Source organism: Rathayibacter sp. AY1B6, from assembly GCF_002932755.1.
Lineage (GTDB): Bacteria > Actinomycetota > Actinomycetes > Actinomycetales > Microbacteriaceae > Rathayibacter.
On record NZ_PSWL01000020.1, the window covers coordinates 21,593 to 45,643 of the forward strand.

The window sequence follows — 24,051 nt, forward strand, 5'->3', positions numbered from 1 at the left end:
GAGGCGGCGGGTAGAGTTCCCCGGGTGACAGAGCCCACCGCGACAGCCCTCCCCGCCCCGCCGCTCGCCGACCCCTCGGCGGAGTCCCGCGGCGGCGTCCGGAGCGACGCGGCGAGCGGCGCGCCGGGATCCGGATCCTCCGAGGCGCAGGCGATCCTCGAGAAGGTCTTCGGCTACGGCTCGTTCCGCGGCGAGCAGCAGGCCATCGTCGAGCAGGTCATCGGAGGCGGCGACGCCGTCGTCCTGATGCCCACCGGCGGCGGCAAGTCCCTCTGCTACCAGATCCCCGCCATCGTGCGGCCCGGCACCGGCGTGGTCGTGTCCCCGCTCATCGCACTGATGCAGGACCAGGTCGACGCCCTCCGCGCGAACGGCGTCCGCGCCGAGTTCCTCAACTCCACGCAGGACGCGGGCGAGCGCGGCCGCGTCGAGCGCGCCTACCTCGACGGCGAGCTCGACCTGCTCTACGTCGCCCCGGAGCGCCTGGGCAACGAGGGCATGAAGCAGTTCCTCGCCCGGGGCCGGATCGCCCTCTTCGCCATCGACGAGGCCCACTGCGTCAGCCAGTGGGGCCACGACTTCCGCCCCGACTACCTCGCACTGGGCGAGCTCGCCGAGCGCTGGCCCGACGTCCCGCGCATCGCCCTCACCGCGACCGCCACCGAGGCGACCCACCGCGAGATCACCTCGCGCCTGCACCTCGGCGCCGCCCGCCACTTCGTCTCGAGCTTCGACCGCCCGAACATCCAGTACCGGATCGTCAACAAGGTCGAGCCGCGCAAGCAGCTGATCGACTTCCTGCGGCGCGAGCACGCGCACGACGCGGGCATCGTCTACGCCCTCTCGCGCAAGAGCGTCGAGGCGACGGCCGAGGCGCTGCGCTCGGCGGGCTTCGACGCCGTCGCGTACCACGCGGGCCTCGACTCGCGGGTGCGCGCCGCCGCCCAGTCGCGGTTCCTCCGCGAGGAGGGCGTCATCGTCTGCGCGACGATCGCCTTCGGCATGGGGATCGACAAGCCGGACGTGCGGTTCGTCGCGCACATCGACCTGCCCAAGTCGGTCGAGGGCTACTACCAGGAGACGGGTCGCGCCGGCCGCGACGGACTGCCCTCCACCGCCTGGCTCGCCTACGGCCTGCAGGACGTGGTGCAGCAGCGCCGGATGATCGACGAGTCGCCGGGAGACCTGGCGCACCGTCGGCGGATGTCCGCGCACCTCGACGCGATGCTCGCGCTCTCCGAGACGGTCCAGTGCCGCCGGGTGAACCTGCTCGCCTACTTCGGCCAGGAGAGCACGGCCTGCGGCAACTGCGACACCTGCCTCGAGCCGCCCGCCTCCTGGGACGGCACCGTCGCGGCGCAGAAGTTCCTGTCGACGGTCGTCCGCCTCAAGCGCGAGCGCAACCAGCAGTTCGGCGCCGGGCACATCATCGACGTCCTCCGCGGCAAGACCACGCCGCGCACCACCCAGCACCAGCACGACGGCCTGGCCACCTGGGGCATCGGCGCCGATCTCAGCGACACCCAGTGGCGCGGAGTCGCCCGCCAGCTCCTCGCGCAGGGCCTCCTCGGCGTGAACGACGACGGCTTCGGCACGCTCGTGCTCACGCCCGCGTCCGGCTCCGTCCTCAGCGGCGAGCGCAAGGTCGAGCTGCGGCAGGAGCCGGAGAAGCCGGCCCGCTCCAGCGGATCCTCCCGCTCCGGGCGGTCCACCGTCGCCGAGCTGTCGGGTGAGGCTCAGCCGCTGTTCGAGCGGCTCCGGGAGTGGCGCGCCGCGCAGGCCCGCGCGCAGGCGGTCCCGGCCTACATCGTCTTCAACGACGCGACCCTCCGCGAGATCGCGACGGCCGAGCCGGCGACGATGGACGCGCTCAGCATCATCGGCGGCGTCGGCCAGAAGAAGCTGCTCACCTACGGAGAGGCCGTGCTCGCCGTCGTCGCGGGGGAGAGCCCCGAGATCGCCGTCCCGGAACCCGGTGAAGAGGCTCCCGCTCCGCGCCGTGCGCCGGCCGCCCGTGGCGGGTCCTCCCGCTCGGGAGGAGCGAAGCCCTCGTTCGGCCGCGAGTCGTCCGGTCCGCCGGTGTCCGCCGCTCAGCCGCCGGAGGACGACTGGGTGCCGCCGGACGAGCCCGACTGGGAACCCGGCTGGGACAGCTACTGATCCGGTCCTGAGACACGGCCGCCGCGCTGTCGGCCGTGGCGGGCGTCCGCCCTTCGTCGGCGGCGAGCGGGATCGTCCTCAGCCGGCGGCGCCCGTCGACGCCATCCACCCGCCGATCAGCGTGCAGCCGAACGAGACCGCCAGACCCGCGACCGGTACCCAGAACGCCAGCCGGCGGCGCACCAGCAGCACGATCGAGACGACGACTGCCGCGAGGAACGGCACCCACACTCCTCCCGCAGCGAGGACCATCCCGCCCTCGATCAGGCCGATGTCGCAGGCGCTCGATCCGCCGCACGAGTCGCTGGCCATCGCGAAGAACAGCCCGAAGAACGACAGAAGCAGCGTCACCGCGGAGGCGACGAGGATCAGGACGATCGTCAGCACCACGTCCCACACGCGGGCGGGGGGCCGGGTCGGGGCCGCCATGCCCGGCGCATCCGGCGTCCCGGAGCCCGGTACCCGGGTACCCGACGCTCCCGCCGTTCCTGAGGCCGCCGCACCGACAGGAGCTGGGGGGCCGGCCGTGGGCGACGCGGGCACCGGAGGCCGGGCCGGCGGAGGGGGAGGCAGTGGCGGCTCACTCATGACGAGAGACTAGCGATGCGGTGCCCGCGGAGGCGCCCCTTCCTCCGCACCGAGCCGCACCCTCCTCCGCTCCGCACGCCGCCGCCCGGAACCTCCGCGCGCCCCGCCTCCGCCTGGTCGGTTCCGACAACGCGCTTCCGCCTCCACCCGGCGCCGTTTGTGCCCGGGCGACGGAACGTTTCCGCCGCGCCGCCGCGCGTCCTACCGTGCGAGGACCGCCTCCGCTGCCGCACCCGCCGGCGCACGACGCACCGGGAGCGGCCCGAACCGCAGACGGTCGAAGGGACACGAACACCATGGTCAGCACCGCTCCCCACCCCCGCTCCGCCGCCGACGCCGCCGATCGGGCGGCCACCGGACGCACGCGGGCCCGGCGCTCCGGCTCGGGCCCCATCGCGCCCACGCCGCCGGTCGACTCCCTCGGCTCCGAGGTCGACGCGCGCCTGGACGAGGACGGCGCCCCCGCCGTCGACGTCGCCGCCCTCGGGGAGACCCTGCTCGGCGCCTGGCGCGAGCAGCGCCTCGCCAGCCGCGCCCTGACCGCCCGCCCCGAGCTGCACCGCACCGACGGTCTCCCGATGAAGGAGCACCGCCTCCGCGTCTCGGAGCAGATGCGCGTGCTCGCCGCCGAGGGCGGCGTGCACCGCGCCTTCCCGGTCGACCTCGGCGGGGAGGCCGACCACGGCGGGAACATCGCCGGCTTCGAGGAGCTGGTCACCGCCGATCCCTCCCTGCAGATCAAGTCCGGCGTGCAGTGGGGGCTCTTCGGCGCCGCGGTCCTGCACCTGGGCACCCGCCCGCACCACGAGAAGTGGCTGCCGGGGATCATGAGCCTCGAGATCCCGGGCGCCTTCGCGATGACCGAGACCGGGCACGGCTCCGACGTCGCGTCGATCGCCACGACCGCCACCTACGAGGACGGCGAGTTCGTGCTGCGGACCCCGTTCCGCGCGGCCTGGAAGGACTACCTCGGCAACGCGGCGGTGGACGGGCGCGCGGCGGTCGTCTTCGCGCAGCTGGTCACCCGGGGCGTGAACCACGGGGTCCACGCCTTCTTCGTCCCGATCCGCGACGAGCAGGGCGCGTTCCTGCCCGGTGTCGGCGGGGAGGACGACGGGCTCAAGGGCGGTCTGAACGGGATCGACAACGGCCGCCTCCACTTCGACGGCGTCCGCGTCCCGCGCGAGAACCTGCTGAACCGCTACGGCGACGTCGCCGCCGACGGCACCTACTCCTCGCCGATCGCGAGCCCGGGCCGCCGCTTCTTCACCATGCTCGGCACGCTCGTGCAGGGCCGCGTCTCGCTCGACGGAGCCTCGGTCGCCGCGGCGAAGATCGCGCTGACGGTCGCCGTCACCTACGGCGACCAGCGCCGCCAGTTCACCGGCGGCGGTGAGCGGGAGGAGGTGCTGCTCGACTACCAGCGGCACCAGCGCCGCCTCCTGCCGCGCCTGGCCACCACCTACGCCGCCGCCTTCGCGCACGAGAAGCTGCTGAGGGCGTTCGACGAGGTCTTCTCCGGCGCGAACGACACCGAGCAGTCGCGGCAGGACCTCGAGACCCTCGCCGCCGGGCTGAAGGCGCTCTCGACCTGGCACGCTCTCGACACGCTGCAGGAGGCGCGCGAGGCCTGCGGAGGCGCGGGCTTCCTCGCGGAGAACCGGCTGACGCAGCTGCGCGCCGACCTCGACGTCTACGCGACCTTCGAGGGCGACAACACCGTGCTCCTCCAGCTGGTCGCCAAGCGCCTGCTGACCGACGTCGGACGCCGCTTCAAGGGCGCCCAGCCCGCGGAGCTGGCGCGGTACGCCGCCTCGCAAGTCGCGGGGGCGACTGTCGACAACTCCGGTCTGCGCCGTCTGGCCCAGGTCGTCGCCGACCGCGGATCGACGGCCCGATCGGTCGGCCAGCTGCGGGAGGACCAGCGCGAGCTGCTCACCAGCCGCGTCGAGAGCATGGTCGCGGGGATCGCCTCACGGCTGCGTCCGGCGTCGAAGCTGCCCGCGGACGAAGCGGCCCGCCTGTTCAACGCGCACCAGAGCGAGCTGATCGAGGCGGCCCGCGCGCACGCCGAGCTGCTGCAGTGGGAGGCGTTCACGGAGGCGCTCGCCGGCGTCGAGGACGCGGGCACGCGCACCGTCCTCACCTGGCTCCGCGACCTGTTCGGCCTGGGCCTGATCGAGAAGCACCTCGACTGGTACCTCATCCACGGGCGCCTGTCGTCGCAGCGAGCGGTCGCGGTGACGTCGTACATCGACCGGCTGCTCGCCCGCATCCGCCCGCACGCCGCCGACCTGGTCGCGTCGTTCGGCTACGGGCCCGAGCACGTGCGCGCGGCGATCGCGACCGGCGCCGAGGCGGAGCGCCAGGAGGAGGCGCACGCCTGGTACGAGGCCGCCCGGGCCTCCGGCACCCTCCCCACTCCGGAGAAGCGCCGCTGACCCCCTCCGCGAGATGCCACCTGTGGCGGTCGCCCCCGGCGTGTCGCCATCACAGGCGGCATCTCGCGGGGAGGGGACGGGCAGGGGCGCGTCAGGACGCGAGGAACGCCAGCGCCTGGTCGCGCTCGGCGCGCAGCTCGAGCACGGACTCGTCGATCCGCGCGCGGGAGTGCGCGTCGATCTCGAGCCCCTCGACGATCCGCCACTCGCCGTCGACGGAGCGGACCGGGAACGAGGAGATCAGCCCCTCCTCCACCCCGTAGGAGCCGTCCGACTCGACGGCGGCCGAGGTCCAGGACGTGCCGTCGACCCAGTCCCGCACGTGGTCGATCGCGGCGGAGGCGGCGGACGCGGCCGAGGAGGCTCCCCGGACCTCGATGATCTCGGCGCCGCGCTTGGCGACGCGAGGCTCGAACTCCGTGTGCAGCCACTCGGGGTCGACCAGCTCGGGCACCGGCCGCCCGCCGACGGTGGCGTGCGTCGCGTCGGGGTACTGCGAGGCGGAGTGGTTGCCCCAGATCGCGACGCCCTCGATCGCGTCGACGGGGGCGTCGAGCTTCGCGGCGAGCTGCGCGAGCGCCCGGTTGTGGTCGAGGCGCGTCATCGCGGTGAAGCGGCCGGCGGGGATGTCCGGAGCGCTGCGCCGCGCGATCCAGGCGTTGGTGTTGGCCGGGTTGCCGACGACCAGCACGCGGATGTCGGAGGCGGCGTGCGCGTTCAGCGCGGCACCCTGGGGTCCGAAGATCCCCGCGTTCGCGGCGAGCAGGTCGGCGCGCTCCATGCCCGCGCTGCGCGGCCGGGCGCCCACGAGGAGGGCGACGCTCGCGCCGTCGAACGCGGCGGCCGCGTCGTCCGTCGCCTCGATCCCGCGGAGGAGGGGGAAGGCGCCGTCCTGCAGCTCGAGCGCCGTGCCCGCGGCCGCGCGGAGGCCGGAGGGGATCTCGAGCAGGTTCAGGCGGACGGGGACGTCCGGCCCGAGGAGCTGACCCGAGGCGATGCGGAACAGGAGCGCGTAGCCGATGGCGCCCCCCGCTCCCGTGACCGTGACCGTGACCGGAGTGCGCTGCTGGTTCATGCGCCGAGCGTATTCCCGCCGGCTGGGGGAGGGGGAGGAGTCAGCCCGACTCCGGGCCGTCGGCGGGCGGCGCCGTCGACCCGCGGAGCACGAGCTTGTTGCGCAGCCGCATGTGCGGCTCGGCCACGCTCCCGCCGTCGATCAGGGTCAGGAGAGCCCGGGCGGCCGCGCGCCCCACGCGATGCAGCGGCTGCCTCACCGTCGTGAGCGCGGGGACCACCCGGGAGGCGTCGGGCACGTCGTCGTAACCCACGACCGACAGCTGCCCGGGCACCGAGAGGCCCAGCGCCCGGGCCGCCTCGATCACGGCGATGGCGGAGGCGTCGTTCGCGGCGAAGACCGCCGTCGGCCGATCGGGCAGCAGCAGCAGCTCGTGGGCGGCGACGAGGGAGGGGTCGTGCCGGTAGTGGCCGACCCGCACGAGCGCGGGGTCGTAGGGGAGGCCGGCGTCCGCGAGCGCCCGCTGGTACCCCGCGCCGCGCCGGTGCGACGACTCCAGGTCGGGGCGGCCCGCGACGAAGCCGATGCGGCGGTGGCCGAGCCTGATCAGGTGGCTCGTCGCCAGCTGCGCGCCGCCGAAGTCGTCGGTCGCGACCGAGTGCAGCTCGGTCTGCGCGGTCAGCGGATCCACGACCACGAGCGGCAGGTCCGACGAGGGGATCACGCCGGAGGGCGTCACCAGGATCGCTCCCGATACGTGCGCCTCGGTGAAGCGCCGCAGGGACTCCTGCTCCCAGCCCGCCCTGCCCGGGCGGCTCGCCCCGCTGCCGGCGAGGAGGTCGAACCGGGTCCCCCGGAGCGCCGTCGCCACTCCCTGCAGCACCTCCGTGCCGAACGGCTCGAAGTCGCCCAGGAGCACGCCGATGACGCCCGAGCGCTCCGCGCACTCCGTCGTCAGAGCCTCGTGCTCGGCCTCCGCCGTCGCCGCCCCTTCGGACATCCTCGTCCCCTCCCGCCGTCCCCGCCCGGCCGCGGCGGAACGCGGTGATCGCCTCGCTGCGCTGCTCCGGTCGGTTGAGAACACGTTCTTGCAATCGGGTATGTTCCCGGTAACATTGCCCGCAAGACTAGCTGAGGGAAAGCTCAGCAGTCGAGAGCGACAAGTGTCGAGCAGCCTTTCTCCCCTCAGTGCTGAGGGGGTCGAGAGCTGGAGCTCGCGTGGCCACGCTGTGGAAGCCGCCGCGCACGAGCCGTCCGCCACTCTCCGCGCGTCCTGCGCACCAGGCGCGGCCGAACGCCCCTCGGGCTGCGCCGTGCTCCGTCCTCTCGCGGCCTCGAGCCGCGCCACCACTCCGCGCCGTCCGGCGCTCGACCTGATCGGCGACGATGCCGATCGAGTGAGGAACACCATGTCCACGCGACGCACCCCCCGACCCCTCTGGCTCGTCCGCTCGGGCGCCGCTCTCGCCGGCTGCCTGCTCCTGTCCGGCGTCGCCGCCGCGGCCGCGGCCGCCGACACCGAGTACGGCTCCGACGACGTCGACGTGAACGTCAGCATCGAGGAGCTGGAGCAGCCCGGCGCCCTCTCGATGTCGATCGACGGCACCTCCGCCACGCTCGCCGAGGAGGGCTCCACCCCGACGGTGCGCGCCTTCACCGGGCAGCTGCCCGACGTGACCGTGACGGACACCCGGACCGTCGACGAGATCCCGGACGGAGCCGGGTGGTACGTCCTCGGCTCGGCGAGCGCCTTCACCGGCGACGCGGACCAGGAGGACATCTCCTCCGACCACCTCGGCTGGACGCCGGTCCTCGTGGACGGCGGCGAGTCGGGCCTCGTGTCCGAGGGCGACCCGGTCGACACGATCCTCGACGAGGGCGCCGACGCCGTGGGCCTGTTCGACCAGGAGCTGCTCGCGCTGTCGCTCGACTCGCAGGAGACCGCGACGGACGGGTCCTGGACCGTGTCCGCGGGCCTCACCCTGAAGACCGAGGCCGACGTCGCCCCCGGCGACTACTCCTCCGTCCTGACGCTGTCGCTGTTCGAATGACCCCGATGCGCGCAGTCGCCTCCACGGCGATCGGCGCCCTCCTCGCGGCGGGCCTGCTCGCCTCCGGTGCAGCTCCGGCGACCGCGGCCGGCGCGTGGTCGCCGAAGGCCTCGTACACGTCGACGGACCGCGGCGACGGTACCTACTCCGTGCCGCTGCTGAACGCCGACGTGCCCGACGTCAGCGTCGAGCGCGTGCCCGCGTCCGAGAACGACGAGGGCCGCGACATCTACTACATGATCAGCACCACGATGCACCTGAGCCCGGGTGCTCCGATCATGAAGTCCTACGACCTCGTCAACTGGGAGATCGTCAACTACGTCTTCGACCGGCTCGAGATCGGCGACCGCTTCTCGCTCCGCAACGGGCAGAACTCCTACGGCAACGGCCAGTGGGCCTCGTCGCTGAGGTACCACGACGGCCGCTACTACGCGGTCTTCAACACCAACAACCTCGGCGGCTCCTACCTCTACTCGACCGACGACATCGAGGACGGAGCCTGGACCCGCACGGCCCTCGGCCGCGCCTTCCACGACCCGTCGCTCTTCTTCGACGACGCGGACGGCGGCACGCCGTACATCTTCTACGGCTCCGGATCCACCAGCGCCGTGAAGCTGAGCGAGGACCTGACGACCGTCGTCGCCGAGTACCCGAACATCCTCCGCACCTCCGACTACCCGGGAGCCGGCTACCTCGGCGGCCTGTTCGAGGGCGCGCAGGTGCAGTACATCGACGGGCAGTACTACATCGTCATCATCACCTGGCCCTCGGGCCAGGGCCGCCAGGTGGCGCTGTTCCGCTCCTCCGAGCTGCTGGGCCGCTACGCGACCGCCGACGGCAGCAACCCCTACGAGGGCAAGGGCGTGCTGAACTCCAGCGGGTTCGCCCAGGGGAGCCTCGTGCCGATCGCGAAGGAGGACGGCTCGACCGCCTGGCACGGCATGTTCTTCCGCGACAGCTTCCCGACCGGCCGCATCCCCGGGCTCATCCCGGCGACGTGGAAGGACGGCTGGCCGACGTTCGGGACGAACGGCTCGGTGCCGGTGGGCGGGAGCTTCCCGAAGCCGATCCGCCTCAGCCCCGAGGAGGAGCTGTTCGAGCGGCAGAAGAGCATCGTCGTCTCGGACGACTTCGACAACGACGCCCCGGCGAAGGCCTACCAGGACGAGTCGTGGACGATCCCGCCCGCGCCCTCCTACGACGCGTCGCTGCTCGGCGTGCAGCTGCTGCAGAATCCGGGAGCGGAGTCGGGGACGGCGTCGTGGGCCGGCCAGTTCGGCGCGACGCTGTCGGCCGACACGACCGACCCGGCGTCCGGCACCGCCGCGCTCCGCGTGGGCACCCGCACGCTCAACGGCTCCGGCCCGAGCCAGGTGCTCGCGAACACGCTCCAGCGCGGCGTGACGTACACCGTGTCCGCGAAGGTGAAGTACACGACCGGCCCCGCGTCGGTCCGCTTCAACCTCTGCGCCGACTTCGGCGCCGGACCCGTGACGATGGCCTCCGCCGCCGTCGCGCAGGGGCAGTGGACGACGATCACGGGGACCTACACGGTGCCCGAGACCGCGAACGTCGGCAGCGTGAAGTTCGCCGTCGAGACGCCGTGGGGCAACCCGCAGCCGGCGTCCTCGAGCACCGAGTACCTGCTCGACGACGTCTCGCTCGTCGGCGCCGCTCCCACCCTCGAGCGCCCGACGGCTGCCGAGATCGAGCCGAACGGCTCGACCCTCGCCCTCCCCTGGCAGTGGAACCACGCCCCCGACAACCGCTACTGGTCGCTGACCGAGCGCGAGGGCTGGCTCCGCCTCACCAACGGGAAGGTGCTCAGCGGAACGGCCGCGCACACGCGCCTCTCGGGCTCGCCCGAGATGACGTACCTGGAGGAGGCGCGCAACACGCTCTCCCAGCGCATCGTGGCGCCGAAGCAGTCGGCGGAGGCGGCGTTCGACGTCTCCGGGATGAAGGACGGCGACGTCGCCGGGCTCGCGGCCTACAACCGCGGCTTCGCCTACGTCGCGGTCAAGCGCGAGGACGGCGTGAACACCGTCGGCGTCGTGAACCGCAGCCAGCCGTTCGCGACCACGTTCGACCAGGCGGCCGTCGAGTCCTTCCTCCCCGGCAGCACCGCCGCCCTCGGCGACGCCTCGCAGGTGCGCCTGAAGGCCGACCTCGAGCTCTCGGCTCCGGCTGGACAGCTCTGGACGACCTTCTCGTACAGCCTCGACGGGACGAGCTGGACGAAGCTCGGCAGCCGCGTCGGCCCGCAGACCCTCGACGGTCAGCTCACGCACTTCATGGGCCACCGCCTCGGGCTATTCAGCTACGCGACGAAGACCGCCGGCGGCCACGTCGACGTCGACGAGTTCCTCCTGAGCGACACCCTCTCCTCGGAGGGGAAGGCGCTCGACCGCTCGCAGCTCGACGCGGCCGTCGCTCACGCGGCGACGCTCCGCTCCGACGACTACCCGGCCGACGCCTGGTCCGACCTCCAGTCGGTCCTTGCGAAGGCGCAGGCGGTCGGCACCGCGGGAACGCAGAACCAGATCGACGCCCCGGAGCGCGCGCTCAGCTACCAGCTGGCCCGCCTCGGGACGCTGAAGGAGGCGTCGCTCGATGTGACCGCCGCCGCCGCGACCCGCTGCATCGCGGGGAAGGTCGTCGTGACCGTGCGGGCGACCAACGCCGACGACGTGCCCGTCGCCGTCCGGATGGAGAGCGCCTCCGGCACGAAGACGGTCGCCGCGCTCGCACCCGGCGCCACGACGAGCCACGCCTTCACCACGCGGGCGGCCTCGGTCCCCGCCGCCGAGGTGGTCGTGACCGCGACCGCCACCCTCGACGGCGAGCCGGTGACGACCACGGTGAGAGCGCCCCACCCGGCCGCGTCCTGCGGCTGAGCACTCCGGAGGCGGCCTGCGCGGCCGCCCCCGCCCCCGAACGCGTCAGCGGCATCCGTCGCCGACGATCTCCTGCACGACACGATCAAGGAGGATCCGTGAGATCACCACAACGAGAAGCCGCTCCGAAGGGGCGGTTGCGGCTGAGGCTGCTGGCCACGGCCGCGCTGACCGCGCTCCTGGTGGCCCCCTTCGCCGCCCAGACCTCGTCCGCCGCTGAGGCGGAGCTCATCGTCAACGGCGGCTTCGAGAGCGGCATCAGCAGCTGGTTCGTGAACAACGGCAACGCTGCCGACGCCGGCACCGTCGCGACGACCACCGACGCGCGCACCGGCACCGCCGCAGCGCTCGTCACCGGCCGCACGACCACCGGCGCGGGCGCCATGCAGGACCTCAGCGGCAAGGTCGTCGCCGGCCAGACCTACCAGGTCAAGGCGCAGATCAAGTACGAGAACGCCGCGAGCCCCGCGACCAAGCAGTTCTTCGCCACCATGCACTACGGCGGAGGCACCTACACGAACCTCGCGAGCGTCACCGCCACCAAGGGCCAGTGGGCGACGATCAACGGATCGTTCACCATCCCCGCCGGGCAGAGCGTCGCCACCGCGCGCCTCTTCTTCGAGACGCCGTGGACCGCGACGCCGTCGGCCGCGCCCGAGACGCACCTGATGGACTACAAGCTCGACGACGTCTCGTTGGTCGGAGCGGCGCCTCCTGCGCCCGCCTCGCGCACCATCGAGGTCGTGGGCAAGATCCCGGGCGACCACAACCCGCTCATGGGCTGGAAGTTCGGCGCCGACGGCTTCGGCTTCGTCGAGAACGGCCGCGTGTACATGTACATGACGAACGACACCCAGGGCTACGCGCCGAACCCCGCCACGGGCGTCTCGGCCGGAATCGACTACGGCAAGATCAACCAGATCACCGTGATCTCCTCGGACGACCTCGTCAACTGGACCGACCACGGCGAGATCCAGGTCGCCGGCTCCACCGGAGTCGCGCCCTACACCGGCAACTCGTGGGCTCCCGGCATGGCGAAGAAGACGGTGAACGGCGTCGACAAGTACTTCCTCTACTACGCCAACGGCGGCGGCTCCAGCAACGTGATCACCGGCGACTCGCCGGTGGGCCCGTGGACCAGCCAGCGCACCTCCACGCTCATCAACGCGTCCACCCCGGGCGCCGAGGCGGTCGCGTGGAAGTTCGACCCGGCACCGCTCGTCGACGACGACGGCCAGGGCTACCTGTTCTTCGGAGGCGGACCCGCCTCGACCGCGCTCCCCGCGGCCGAGCGCTTCAACAACCCGAAGAACATCCGAGTGATCGAGCTCGGCGACGACATGATCTCGACCCAGGGCACCTCCGCCGTCGTGGACGCGCCCGTCGCGTTCGAGGCGGCCCAGGTGTTCAAGCGCCAGGACAAGTACTACCTCTCGTACTCGTCCCACTTCGGCGGCAACGACTTCGGCGGCAACCAGACCCGCGAGCCCGGCTACCCGGGCGGCGGCGAGATCGGCTACATGATCTCGGACGACCCGATGTCCTGGCCCAAGGAGAACTACGCCGGCGTGATGTTCCCGAACCAGAGCCGCTTCTTCGGAAACGGCACCGGCGGCAACAACCACCAGTCGGTGTTCGAGCTGGGCGGCAAGTACTACTTCACCTACCACGCGCCGACGCTCAACAAGCGGATCAACGGCGACACCACCCAGGGGTACCGCAGCCCGCACATCCAGGAGCTGCAGTTCAACGCCGACGGCACGGTGCAGCAGGTGGTCGGCGACTACAAGGGCGTCGACCAGGTGAAGGACTTCGATCCGTACCGCACCTTCCCGGCCGAGACCATCGGCTGGAGCAAGGGCATCGCGACCGCGCCGCTCGGCACCCCCGCCGCGGGCGCGACGCAGAACCTCGTGCTGAAGGACCTCGACAACGGCGACTGGACCGCGCTGTCCGCCGTCGACTTCGGGGACACCGGAGCCGCGACGTTCACCGCGAAGGCCAAGGCGCTGCAGGCCGGCGGCACCGTCACGGTCCGCCTCGACTCCGAGACCGGGCCCGTCGCGGGCACCGTCGCGGTGAACGGGACGACCGGCGAGTGGACCGACGTCAGCGCCGCGCTGACCGGAGCGACCGGAGTGCACGACGTGTTCTTCAGCTACTCCGGACCCGCCGGCGACCTGTTCGAGCTCGACACCTTCGCCTTCACCGAGGGCGAGGCGGCTCCGGCGCTCGACATCACGGCGAGCGCGGCGACCCGCTGCATCGCGGGCAAGGCGATCGTCACCGTCCAGGCGAGCAACGGCTCCGACGTCCCGGTCGGCGTGACCTTCACGTCGACGTCCGGCACGAAGACGTTCACCTCGGTGGCGCCCGGCAAGACCGTGTCGCACGCCTTCACCACCCGTCAGGCGGACCTGCCGGCCGGTGCGGTGACCGTCGAGGCCACGGCCACGAGGAACGGCGCCCCCGTCGAGACGGAGGTGAGCGCTCCGTACGCGGCGCGCCCGTGCTCGTAGCGCGCGGCTGAACCACCGGGGAGCGCCCCCGGCCCTGCGGGGTCGGGGGCGCTCCTGCGCGAGGGAGGGGGGATCTCGACACGCCCCGTGCGGGGCTGCTCGATCAGCGTGCAGGGAGGGCGCGGCCCGCCGTCGGCGGGTGCTCCTCGTGCCGGCCCCGCTTGCGTGTCGGGACCCCCGCTCGATCAGCCGCTGCAGGCCAGGCGCATCGTGCCCCCGGCCTGCGCGGCGAACGCGCGGGCGGTCGCCGCGATCGTGCGCTGCATCACCCGCACCGCGGCGGTCGGCGCGAGGTCCGCCGGACGCGCCACGCTGATCGTCCGGGTCAGGGTGGGCTTCTCGAGCGTCGGCTCCTCGATGCGGATCGAGCGCAGGCCCGGGCGCCCCTGCAGCACCATCGCCGGGACGACCGCGACGCCCAGGCCCCGCTCGGCGAAGCGCAGCACCGCGTCCATCTCGGCGCCCTCCAGCACCACGTCCGGCTCCAGGCCCGCGGCGGCGAACGCGGCGTCGGTCGTGCGGCGCAGGTCGTAGCTGGAGTTGAACACGATCTGCGGGAGGCGGGCGACCGCCGCCAGGTCGAGCGCGCCGGTCGCGGCGAGGGGAGGCTCCGCGGCGGAGGAGACCACGACGAGCTCCTCGACGAGCAGCGGGGTCACCGTGAAGGCGCCGGGAGCGGCCGCGGTCGAGGTCGTCACCAGCGCCAGATCGAGTTCGCCGCGGGCCAGCCGGTCGAAGAGGCTCCGCGACCCGTCCTCGGCGAGGTGCAGCTCCACGGCGGGATGCGCGGAGTGGAAGGCGTGCAGCACCTCCGCGACGAGGCTGATGCAGAGCGTCGGCGTCGCGCCGAACCGGACCCGGCCGCGCTCGAGCCCGGCCAGCTCGGCCAGCTCGCGGCGCACCGATCCGGCGTCGGCGAGCATGCGCCGGGCGAGCGGCAGCAGCAGCTCGCCGGCCGGCGTGAGGGTGCTGCCGGAGCGCGCCCGGTGGAAGAGCTCCGAGCCGAGGTCCTGCTCCAGCGCGGCGATCCGGCGGCTCAGCGAGGGCTGCGCGAGGTGCAGCTCGTCGGCGGCGCGGGTGAAGCTGCCGAGGCGGGCGACCTCGACGAATCCGGTCAGCTGCTCGAGATCCATGGCCATACCCTACGTGCATGGCGGTGCCCAGCATTATGCATTGGAGTAATCGAAGCGCGGTGCCTAGCGTGGAGGCATGACCCCTTCAGAGACCACCGCACCGGAGCGTCGGATCTCCACCTCCGTCCTCGTCATCGGCACCGGCGGATCGGGCCTGCGCGCCGCGATCGAGCTCGCCGAGGCGGGCGTCGACGTCCTCGCGCTCGGCAAGCGCTCGAAGTCGGATGCGCACACCTCCCTCGCCGCCGGCGGCATCAACGCCGCCCTCGCCACGATGGACCCCGACGACAGCTGGCAGCAGCACGCGGCCGACACCATCACCGAGTCCTACCAGCTCGCCAACCCGCACACGGTCGAGATCGTCACCTCCAACGCTGCCCGCGGCATCCAGGACCTCGAGCGCTACGGCATGCCGTTCGCCCGCGAGGACGACGGCCGCATCTCGCAGCGCTTCTTCGGGGCGCACACCTACCGCCGGACCGCCTTCGCGGGGGACTACACCGGCCTCGAGATCCAGCGCACGCTCGTCAACCGGGCCGCCCAGCTCGAGATCCCGATCCTGGACACCGTCTACGTCACCCGCATCCTCGTCAACGAGGACGGAGCCGTGTTCGGCGCCTACGGCTTCGACCTCGTCGACGGCACCCGCTACCTGATCCACGCCGACGCGGTGATCCTCGCCGCGGGCGGGCACAACCGCATCTGGCGCCGCACCTCCTCCCGTCGGGACGAGAACACCGGCGACTCGTTCCGCCTGGCCGTCGAGGCCGGCGGTCGCCTGCGCGACCCCGAGCTGGTCCAGTTCCACCCGTCGGGCATCATCGAGCCCGAGAACGCGGCCGGAACCCTCATCTCCGAGGCGGCCCGCGGCGAGGGCGGCATCCTCCGCAACGGCCTCGGCGAGCGCTTCATGGGCAAATACGACGCGGAGCGCCTCGAGCTCTCGACCCGCGACCGCGTCGCCCTCGCCTGCTACACCGAGATCAAGGAGGGTCGCGGCACGCCGAACGGCGGAGTCTGGCTCGACGTCTCGCACCTGCCGCGCGAGACGATCATGACCCGGCTGCCGCGGGTGTACCAGACGATGCTCGAGCTGCAGATGCTCGACATCACGAAGGACCCGATCGAGATCGCGCCCACCGCGCACTACTCGATGGGAGGGGTCTGGGTGCGCTCGGACGACCACAGCACCGACGTCCCCGGCCTCTACGCGATCGGCGAGGCCTCCAGCGGGCTGCACGGCGCCAACCGCCTCGGCGGCAACTCGCTGATCGAGCTGCTGGTGTTCGGCCGGATCGTCGGGCAGGCGGCGGCGGAGTACTCCGCCTCGCTGACCGCGCAGACCCGCTCGGCCGCGTCCGTGCAGGTCGCCCGCGACGAGATCGCCGGACTGCTCGCGGCCGACGGCACCGAGAACGTCCGCGCCCTGCAGCGCGCGATCCGCAACACGATGACCGAGCACGCCGGAGTCGTCCGCGACGAGGAGGGCCTGCTCGCCGGGCTCGCCGAGCTGGACGCGATTGAGGCGCGCATCGCCGACATCGGCGTGCACCCGGACATCGCCGGCTTCCAGGACCTCGCCCACGCCTTCGACCTCAAGTCGGCCGCGATGGCCGCGCGGGCCACCCTCGAGGCCGCCCTCGAGCGCCGGGAGAGCCGCGGCTGCCACAACCGCAGCGACTACCCGGACATCGACCCGGCCCTCCAGGTGAACCTCGTCTGGTCGCCCTCCACGGGGATCACCCGCGAGGAGATCCCCGCGGTGCCGGAGGAGATCCAGGCGCTGATCAGCGGCGAGGTCGCCACCGCGGGCAAGCTGCTCGAGTAGCAGGAACCGCGACGGCACGACGCCGGTCGCCCTCACCGCCTGCTCGCCGGGCACCACCGGCGCCCAGGCGCCCCCCGGGATCCTCCTGGGGACCACGGACAAGGTCACCGCCCTGGATCCCGCTGGCTCCTGGGATCTCGGCTCGGCGACGCTGCAGAACCAGGTCTTCTCCTGGCTGCTGACCTCCGCCCCCGGATCGACGGATCCCGTGCCGGACCTCGCGGCCTCGGCCGAGTTCACCGACCCGACCCACTACCGCGTCGCCCTGCGCGAGGACGCCGCCTTCGCCAACGGCAATCCGCTCACCGCCTCGGACGTGGTCTTCACCTTCGAGCGCCAGGTGGCGATCGCCGCTCCGAACGGCCCCTCGTCGCTGCTCTCGGACATGGTCTCGGTCGAGGCGGAGGACGACTCCACCGTCGTCTTCACGCTGGCCACCCCGGACAACGCCCTCTGGCCCCAGATCCTCACCAGCCCCGCCGCCGCGATCGTCGACGAGGACGTCTTCTCGGCCGACTCCCTCACCACCGACGACGACATCGTCGCCGGCGACGCCTTCAGCGGGCAGTACTCCATCACGAGCTACACGCTGAACTCGCTCGTGCAGCTCACCCGCAACGACTCCTATGACGGCCTCCTCGGCGCCGCCGCCAACGAGTCCGTGATCGTCCGCTACTACGCGGACGAGAGCAACCTCAAGCTCGACATCCAGCGCGGCGAGATCGCGGTCGCCTACCGCACGCTGAACGCGACCGACACCGAGGACCTCCGCGGCGAGGAGGGCCTGACGGTGCACTCCGGTCCCGGCGCCGAGATGCGCTTCCTCGTCTTCAACCCCGAGACCATGCCCTACGGCTCCGCGACCCCCGAGGCCGACGCCGACAAGGCGCTCGCCGTCCGCACCGCCGTCGCCGACCTGATCGACCGCGACGAGCTGTCGGACCAGGTCTACAAGGGCACCTACGCGCCGGTCTACTCGATCGTCCCCAGCGCCCTGACCGGATCGACGCCGGCTTACGAGCAGGCCTTCGGCGACGGGAGCGGCGGTCCCAGCGCGGACGAGGCCGCCGCCGCGCTCCAGGCCGCCGGGATCACCGGTCCCGTCGATCTCACGCTGCAGTACAACACCGACCACTACGGCTCCAGCACCTCGGACGAGTAGGCGCTCATCAAGAACCAGCTCGAGCGCAGCGGGCTGTTCACGGTCGACCTGCAGTCGACGGAGTGGACGCAGTACGTGAAGGAGAAGTCGACGTCCTACCCGCTCTACCAGCAGGGCTGGTTCGCGGACTACCCGGCCTCGGACAACTACCTGAACCTGCTCTACGGCACCGACGAGGCCCCCTCCATCCTCGGCGCCGCCGTGAAGGACGACGCCTACAACGAGGTCGTGCTGCGCGAGCGGAGCCTGGCGCCCGGCGACGAGCGCACCGCGGCGATCGAGGAGGCGCAGCGCCTCGCGGCGGAGAAGGCGATCACCGTGCCGCTCCTCGAGGGCACGGAGACCGTCATCGCCTCCTCCACGATCTCGGGCATCGACGACACGCTCGACGGCTCCGGCCGATTCCGCTTCGGGCTGCTCCGGAGCGAGTGATCGGGGCGCGCTGATCGGCCGGACGGGCCGCGGCGCCGCAGGAGGGGGAGACCCTCGGCGGCCGCCGCGGCCCGTCCGTGCGTCCGGGGGCGGCACTGCGAGGGCGGCTCTGCCAGGACGGGGCACCCGGATCGATCAGCGCGCCAGCGCCGCCAGCTCCGCCCGGGTGCGGGCGCCGGCCTTGCGCAGCAGGTTCGACACGTGGAACTTCACGGTGTTGCCGCTGATGCCGAGGTCGTCCGCGATCCGCTGGTTCGAGGCGCCGAGCGTGATCAGGTTCAGCACCTCCCGCTCGCGGGCGCTGAGCTCGGCGAGGTCGAGCCCGTCGGGCTGCGCCGGCGGATCGAGGGGGAGGCGGATCGACAGGGTCGACCCCCAGCCCGCGGTCGACGCGACCGAGAGCTCCCCGTCGAGCCCGCGCACGCGCTCGGCGATCGGGCGCAGGGCGTCGTCGCGGGTCGTCAGCTCGCCCCGGCCGTCGTCGCGGATCTCGATGAGCAGGTTGAGCCCGTCGCAGTCCCACTGGATCCGCACCCGGCGCGTCTGCTCCGACTCCACGAACGCCAGCACGGCGCTCCGCACGATCGCGCGGGCCCCGTGCGCCACTTCGCCGGGGAGGGCGCGCCCGGTGGCGGGCGGCTCGACGAACTGCACGTCGAGGTCGCCGAAGCGGACGAGCGGGCGCAGGTCGCTCCGGAGCCGCGCGAACGCGCCCACGACGGGCTCCAGCATCGCGCTGCGCTGCTCGTCCGAGGCGGTGCGCAGCTCGACCAGGGCGTTCGCGGCGATGTCGATCGCGACGGTGCGGGCCGCACGGTCGTCGAGGCGCTCGGCGCGCAGGGCGGAGAGCACCGACTCCAGCGCCACCGCGTGCCGGTCGGCCTGCTCGGCCACCGTGCGGGCGTGCTGCTGCAGCAGGGTGCGGGAGGCGGGGGACTCGGCGGGATCCATCCTCCGAACCTACCCGTCCTACCCGCGAGCGGCATCGCCCACCCGATCGGGTAGGCGGACCTCCTCGATCAGGTGGCGCGCGGATCCGGTCGCCGGGCTCACTGTGGACCCATGCCCGCTGACGACCGCACCACCGACCCCGCAGAGGCGCTCGCCGTGATCGCCGCCGAGGTGTCCGCCGCGACCGCCTCGCTGACGACCGACCGGCTCGAGCCCGTCCTCGAGCTGCTCGCCGGCGCCGACCGCGTCTTCGTCCACGGCGCCGGCCGCTCCGGCCTCGCCCTGCGGATGACCGCCATGCGCCTCATGCACCTCGGACTCGTCGTGCACGTGGTCGGCGACGTGACGACCCCGGCGATCCGCGGCGGCGACGTGCTGCTCACCGCGAGCGGCTCCGGCACCACCGGGGGCATCGTCCGCGCCGCGCAGGCCGCCGTCGACGCCGGAGCGCGGGTCGCGGCGATCACGACCGCCGCCGACTCCCCGCTGGCCGGGCTCGCCTCCGCCGTGGTGGTCGTGCCCGCCGCCGACAAGCTCGACCGCTCCGGGGCCGCCTCGGCGCAGTACTCCGGCGGGCTCTTCGAGCAGGTCGTCGTGCTCACCGGCGACGCCCTGTTCCACGCGCTCTGGCAGCGCCGCGGCGACAGCGCCGACGAGCTCTGGCCGCGCCACGCGAACCTCGAATGACCCGACTCCCCACCTCGACAGGAAGAAGAACCCCGTGAAGCTCCAGTTCGCCATGGACACCCTCAGCACCGACGCCGCCCTCGAGCTCGCCGCTGCCGCCGCCCCGCACGTCGACATCCTCGAGCTGGGCACCCCGCTCATCAAGAGCGCCGGCCTCTCCGCCATCACCGCCATCAAGGAGGCGCACCCCGACAAGACGGTCTTCGCCGACCTCAAGACGATGGACGCGGGCGAGCTCGAGGCCGACATGGCCTTCGCGGCCGGCGCCGACCTCGTGACGGTCCTCGGCGTCGCCGGCGACAGCACCATCGCCGGCGCGATCGCCGCCGGGAGGAAGCACGGCAAGGGCGTCGTCGTCGACCTCATCGGCGTGCCCGACAAGGCCGCCCGCGCCCGCGAGGTCGTCGCCCTCGGCGCCGAGTTCGTCGAGATGCACGCCGGTCTGGACGAGCAGGCGGAGGAGGGCTTCACCTTCGAGACCCTGCTGCGCGACGGCGAGTCCTCCGGCGTGCCGTTCTCGGTCGCGGGCGGCGTGAGCACCGCCACCATCGAGTCGGTGCAGCGCGCCGGCGCCCTCGTGGCCGTCGCGGGCGGGGCCATCTACGGCGCCCCGGACGTCGGCGAGGCCGCCGCGGCCCTCCGCGCCGCCATCGTCTGACCCGTCGGCGCCGCCGCCCCCGAGGCCCGCTGATCCGGGTCGCGAGGGCGGCGGCGCCCTCGTTCCGCGCGGGAGGCGGCAGCGCATCCCCGCCGGACGCCCGGCCCCTCTCGACTCGCCGACGGCGCGGTCCTACAGTGGCTGCGACGACCCTCGACTCCCGCCGCGGGACCGACGGCGCCGTCGCGAGCGGAGGGAAGCCGTGTCCTCGACCGCCCCCGTGCCCGGACCCGCCGTCGACGCCTCGACGAGGCTCCGCGACTTCCACCAGATCCTCCTCAACACCGCCGTCGCGAACGTGACGACGAGCTTCCTCTGGTTCGCGCTCACGTTCTGGGTGTACCTCGAGACGCGCTCCGTCCTGGCGACCGGGATCATCGGCGGCGCCTACATGCTGCTCGTCGCGGTCTTCGCGATGGCCTTCGGCACGATCGTGGACCGGCACCGCAAGTTCCGCGTCATGGTCTTCGCCGGGGCGGTCACGCTCGTGTCGTTCGGCGTCGCGGGCGGCCTCTTCCTCGCGCTGCCCGAGGCGGCGCTCCTGGACTTCCGCGCCCCCTGGTTCTGGGTGTTCTCGGGCACGATCCTCTTCGGCGCCGTCATCGAGAACATGCGCAACATCGCCCTCTCCACGACGGTGACCCTGCTGGTCCCGGAGGAGGGGCACGCCCGCGCGAACGGCCTCGTCGGCACGGTGCAGGGCCTCGCCTTCGTGGTGACCAGCGTCTTCAGCGGACTCGCCATCGGCCTGCTCGGCATGGGGTGGACGCTGATGATCGCGATCGGCCTCTCCGCCGCCGCCCTCGTGCACCTGCTGTTCCTCCGCATCCCGGAGGAGCGGCCCGTGTCGACGGGGGAGAGGGCGCCGCTGATCGATCTGCGCGGCAGCCTCACCGCGGTGCGGGCGGCGACCGGGCTCTTCGCGCTCCTCGTCTTCTCGACGTTCAACAACCTGATCGGCGGCGTCTACATGGCGCTGATGGACCCGTACGGCCTCGAGCTGTTCCCGGTCGAGCTGTGGGGCGTGGTGCTCGGAGTGACGGCGACCGGCTTCGTCATCGGCGGTCTGCTGGTGGCGAGGTTCGGCCTCGGGAGGAACCCGATCCGGACGATGCTGCTGCTCGTGATGGCGATGGGCCTGATCGGCGCGGTCTTCACCCTCCGCGACTGGTGGTGGCTCTACGCCGGCGGCATCTGGATCTACATGACCCTGATCCCGGCGGTCGAGGCCGCCGAGCAGACGGTGATCCAGAAGGTCGTCCCCTTCGAGACCCAGGGGCGCGTCTTCGGCTTCGCGGCGGCGTTCGAGTCGGCCGCCGCTCCGATCACGTCGTTCCTCATCGCCCCGATCGCCGAGTTCGCGCTCATCCCGTACATGGAGTCGCCGGCCGGGCGCTCGGCTTTCGGCGGGCTGCTCGGCGACGGCATCGGCCGGGGGATCGCGCTGGTGTTCCTGGTCGGCGGAGTCGTCATGATCATCGCGGCCGGCGCGGCGATGCTCACCCGCTCCTACCGCGTCATGTCGGCGCAGTACCTGCGGGAGGCCGCGGCGAGCGGGGAGGCGGAGCCCGTCGGCACGGAGGCGCCGGAGACGCACCGGACCGCGCCGAGCACCGTCGAGCAGAACCGCTAGCGCCCGCAGACGCCGCCCGTCATGCGCCTCCGGGGGGTCCGGCGGACCGGACGGCGCCGACACGAGGAAGACGTGCCGGACGCCCCCTCCCCAGGGTGCGGCGTCCGGCACGTCGGCTGCGACCACCCGGTCGAGGGGCCCTCCTCGACTCCCGAGCGCTCCGCTGCCCCGCGCCTCCGGAGGGAGACATCGGGGCCTGCGGCGCCGGCGGGGGGGAGGGCTCTGGTTCCCCGCCCCGCCGGCGCCGGCCGCCCGCGAGGGGCGGCGAGGATGCTCGTTCGGGCGTGCCTCGAGTGACGGCTACATGCCGTCACTGAGCATGGACTGCACCAGCTTCACGTGGCGCTCGAGGTTCAGCTGGCTGAACTCGCTGTTGTAGTTGAGGCCGTAGTTCAAGATGTGACCCGGGGTGCACTGGATCGTCGCGTCCGGTCCGTCCCAGGTGCGCAGCAGTGCCAGGGCCGAGTCCCAGCTGCTGTTCTCGCAGTTCGTGTTGAAGGTGGTCGACGTGCCCAAGCCCACGGTGTGCGAGATCTCGTGCATGGCGGTGCCCTCCACCATGTAGACGCGCTCCTTGCCGAAGCGGATCTGGCCGTAGATGTTCGCATCGGCCGTCGGGGTTCCGGGGCTGTACGAGACGGTCAGGGAGCGGGAGATGTTGCTGAGGCGGTTGTAGCGGGCCACGGCGCGGTCCATCGCGTCGGTGATGCGGGCGTAGGCGTCGGCCTCGTCAGCGGTCGGGCTCGCGACGCGGTTCAGCGTCCAGGTGATCTTCTGCACGGTCGGATCGGTCAGTGCCCAGCGCTGGGCCTTGGAGCCGGTGCAGGTCCACTGCTGAATGGGGGAGCCGTCGAGCTGGCGGAAGTCCTTGTTGTCGAGGCAGAGATCGCTGTGCCGATTGGCGATCTCGGCGTAGCCTCCGCCGACGGAGGTGATCCGCCACTGCTGGGCGGTGCTGCCGTTGCAGCTCCACTGCCGCACCTCCGAGCCCGGGGTGGTGCCGAAGTCGAAGTTGTCGAGGCAGAGGTTGCTGAAGGTGTTCTTGATCTCGGCGTAGCCTGTGCCGAGGTCGGTGACCTGCCAGCGCTGGTTGCTCCCCTCGGTGCAGCTCCACTGCCGCACCTCGGCTCCGGGCTGAGTCCCGAAGTCGAAGTCGTCGAGACACATGCTGCTGTGCTGGTTGCGGATCTCCTGCGCCGATCCGAGGCCGACCGGGGCGGTGGCCGCAGAGGCGGGCGAGCTGATGCCGAAGGTCGTGATGCCGACGACGGCCGCGATCACGGCGCCGATCAGGCGCTTGGACGGGTGGGACTTCGTTGTCCGGGACATGGGTGCCTTTCACAGACATCCGGCGTCCCCGAAGGGACGCGGGTGAGGGTCGCAGGAAGAAGCCGTGTCCGAAGGGATCGGAGCACGGCAGAGAATGCGCCGGAGCGACCGGGATGGTGATCCGGTCGTCCCGCCGCGGGACGCGTCAGCGCCGACGCTCCGTGTGGGAGGGGAAGCTGATCACGACCTGCATGTTGACGTGGACAACCATCGACCGGTCCCGGAGCCGGTGTCAAGTGCCGGGCTCGAGCGGATCAGGTTCGAGCCCCGCCGTGCGCGGGTGATCCGTCGACGCGGATCCCCGTGCTCGCGGGGAGAGAGCGCTCACACTCGCCGCTGCTGCGGCATCCCCCGGGAATCCGCCATTGTTACCGTTAACAAAAGTCGGTACGGTGTCCCCTGAAGTGGGCGAGCGCGTCCTCGCGGCTCGCGTCCCACTCCGACCGGTTCGAAGGCGAACCTGAGAGGAACGTCGATGATGACGACAGCACCACCCTCCCGCCGCACCCACCCGCCGCAGGCCCACGCCCGGCCCCGACGGCTGCCGACCCCGCCGACACCTCCCAC

At 72.5% G+C, this 24,051-nt stretch carries 17 protein-coding genes; 11 read left to right on the top strand and 6 right to left on the bottom strand.

Annotated features, from left to right (window positions below):
• Positions 1–24: 24 nt before the first annotated feature.
• Positions 25–2,160 (top strand): DNA helicase RecQ, encoded by a 2,136-nt coding sequence (recQ, locus tag C5D08_RS11605; RefSeq protein ID WP_104277159.1) that lies wholly within the window; start codon positions 25–27, stop codon positions 2,158–2,160.
• Between the two features lie 78 nt (positions 2,161–2,238).
• Here the strand turns inward: recQ and C5D08_RS11610 are convergent, their stop codons facing one another.
• Positions 2,239–2,748: a DUF6264 family protein gene (locus tag C5D08_RS11610; protein ID WP_219815172.1), complete on the bottom strand. Its 510-nt coding sequence runs from the start codon at positions 2,746–2,748 to the stop codon at positions 2,239–2,241.
• A gap of 296 nt (positions 2,749–3,044) precedes the next feature.
• Between C5D08_RS11610 and C5D08_RS11615 the strand changes: the two genes are divergently transcribed.
• Entirely contained in the window at positions 3,045–5,189 is a 2,145-nt protein-coding gene (locus tag C5D08_RS11615) for an acyl-CoA dehydrogenase (protein ID WP_104277161.1), read from the top strand.
• A gap of 91 nt (positions 5,190–5,280) precedes the next feature.
• Here C5D08_RS11615 and C5D08_RS11620 read toward each other — a convergent pair whose 3' ends face one another.
• On the bottom strand, positions 5,281–6,264 hold the full coding sequence (locus tag C5D08_RS11620; protein WP_104277162.1) for a malate dehydrogenase: 984 nt from the start codon (positions 6,262–6,264) through the stop codon (positions 5,281–5,283).
• 40 nt (positions 6,265–6,304) lie between these two features.
• On the bottom strand, positions 6,305–7,204 hold the full coding sequence (locus C5D08_RS11625; RefSeq protein WP_104277163.1) for a LacI family DNA-binding transcriptional regulator: 900 nt from the start codon (positions 7,202–7,204) through the stop codon (positions 6,305–6,307).
• Between the two features lie 409 nt (positions 7,205–7,613).
• Here C5D08_RS11625 and C5D08_RS11630 point away from each other — a divergent pair, with 409 nt between their 5' ends.
• The 3 genes from C5D08_RS11630 (at position 7,614) to C5D08_RS11640 (ending at position 13,671) form a co-directional block, all read left to right on the top strand.
• Positions 7,614–8,255, top strand: coding sequence for a hypothetical protein (locus tag C5D08_RS11630; protein WP_104277190.1), 642 nt, complete (start codon positions 7,614–7,616; stop codon positions 8,253–8,255).
• Between the two features lie 5 nt (positions 8,256–8,260).
• On the top strand, positions 8,261–11,152 hold the full coding sequence (locus C5D08_RS11635; protein ID WP_258067391.1) for a family 43 glycosylhydrolase: 2,892 nt from the start codon (positions 8,261–8,263) through the stop codon (positions 11,150–11,152).
• A gap of 98 nt (positions 11,153–11,250) precedes the next feature.
• Positions 11,251–13,671: a family 43 glycosylhydrolase gene (locus tag C5D08_RS11640; protein ID WP_219815173.1), complete on the top strand. Its 2,421-nt coding sequence runs from the start codon at positions 11,251–11,253 to the stop codon at positions 13,669–13,671.
• A gap of 185 nt (positions 13,672–13,856) precedes the next feature.
• Here the strand turns inward: C5D08_RS11640 and C5D08_RS11645 are convergent, their stop codons facing one another.
• A complete protein-coding gene (locus C5D08_RS11645) occupies positions 13,857–14,810 on the bottom strand; it encodes a LysR family transcriptional regulator (protein WP_104277166.1) in 954 nt (317 codons plus the stop codon).
• 70 nt (positions 14,811–14,880) lie between these two features.
• On the opposite strand from C5D08_RS11645, the gene C5D08_RS11650 reads away from it, so the two are divergent.
• The 3 genes from C5D08_RS11650 to C5D08_RS17365 all read left to right on the top strand — a co-directional run bounded on the left by C5D08_RS11650 (position 14,881) and on the right by C5D08_RS17365 (position 18,226).
• Positions 14,881–16,632: an L-aspartate oxidase gene (locus tag C5D08_RS11650; protein WP_104277167.1), complete on the top strand. Its 1,752-nt coding sequence runs from the start codon at positions 14,881–14,883 to the stop codon at positions 16,630–16,632.
• A 208-nt stretch (positions 16,633–16,840) separates the two neighbouring features.
• Positions 16,841–17,794: an ABC transporter substrate-binding protein gene (locus tag C5D08_RS17360; RefSeq protein WP_258067392.1), complete on the top strand. Its 954-nt coding sequence runs from the start codon at positions 16,841–16,843 to the stop codon at positions 17,792–17,794.
• 75 nt (positions 17,795–17,869) lie between these two features.
• A complete protein-coding gene (locus C5D08_RS17365) occupies positions 17,870–18,226 on the top strand; it encodes a hypothetical protein (RefSeq protein WP_258065014.1) in 357 nt (118 codons plus the stop codon).
• A gap of 135 nt (positions 18,227–18,361) precedes the next feature.
• Here the strand turns inward: C5D08_RS17365 and C5D08_RS11660 are convergent, their stop codons facing one another.
• Positions 18,362–19,177: a response regulator transcription factor family protein gene (locus C5D08_RS11660; protein WP_104277168.1), complete on the bottom strand. Its 816-nt coding sequence runs from the start codon at positions 19,175–19,177 to the stop codon at positions 18,362–18,364.
• 111 nt (positions 19,178–19,288) lie between these two features.
• On the opposite strand from C5D08_RS11660, the gene hxlB reads away from it, so the two are divergent.
• The 3 genes from hxlB to C5D08_RS11675 all read left to right on the top strand — a co-directional run bounded on the left by hxlB (position 19,289) and on the right by C5D08_RS11675 (position 22,155).
• Positions 19,289–19,864, top strand: coding sequence for a 6-phospho-3-hexuloisomerase (gene hxlB, locus C5D08_RS11665; RefSeq protein WP_104249685.1), 576 nt, complete (start codon positions 19,289–19,291; stop codon positions 19,862–19,864).
• Between the two features lie 34 nt (positions 19,865–19,898).
• On the top strand, positions 19,899–20,522 hold the full coding sequence (hxlA, locus tag C5D08_RS11670; protein WP_104224387.1) for a 3-hexulose-6-phosphate synthase: 624 nt from the start codon (positions 19,899–19,901) through the stop codon (positions 20,520–20,522).
• A 202-nt stretch (positions 20,523–20,724) separates the two neighbouring features.
• Positions 20,725–22,155, top strand: coding sequence for an MFS transporter (locus tag C5D08_RS11675; protein WP_104277169.1), 1,431 nt, complete (start codon positions 20,725–20,727; stop codon positions 22,153–22,155).
• Positions 22,156–22,455: 300 nt separating this feature from the next.
• Here C5D08_RS11675 and C5D08_RS11680 read toward each other — a convergent pair whose 3' ends face one another.
• A complete protein-coding gene (locus tag C5D08_RS11680; protein WP_104277170.1) occupies positions 22,456–23,484 on the bottom strand; it encodes an RICIN domain-containing protein in 1,029 nt (342 codons plus the stop codon).
• Positions 23,485–24,051: the final 567 nt, after the last annotated feature.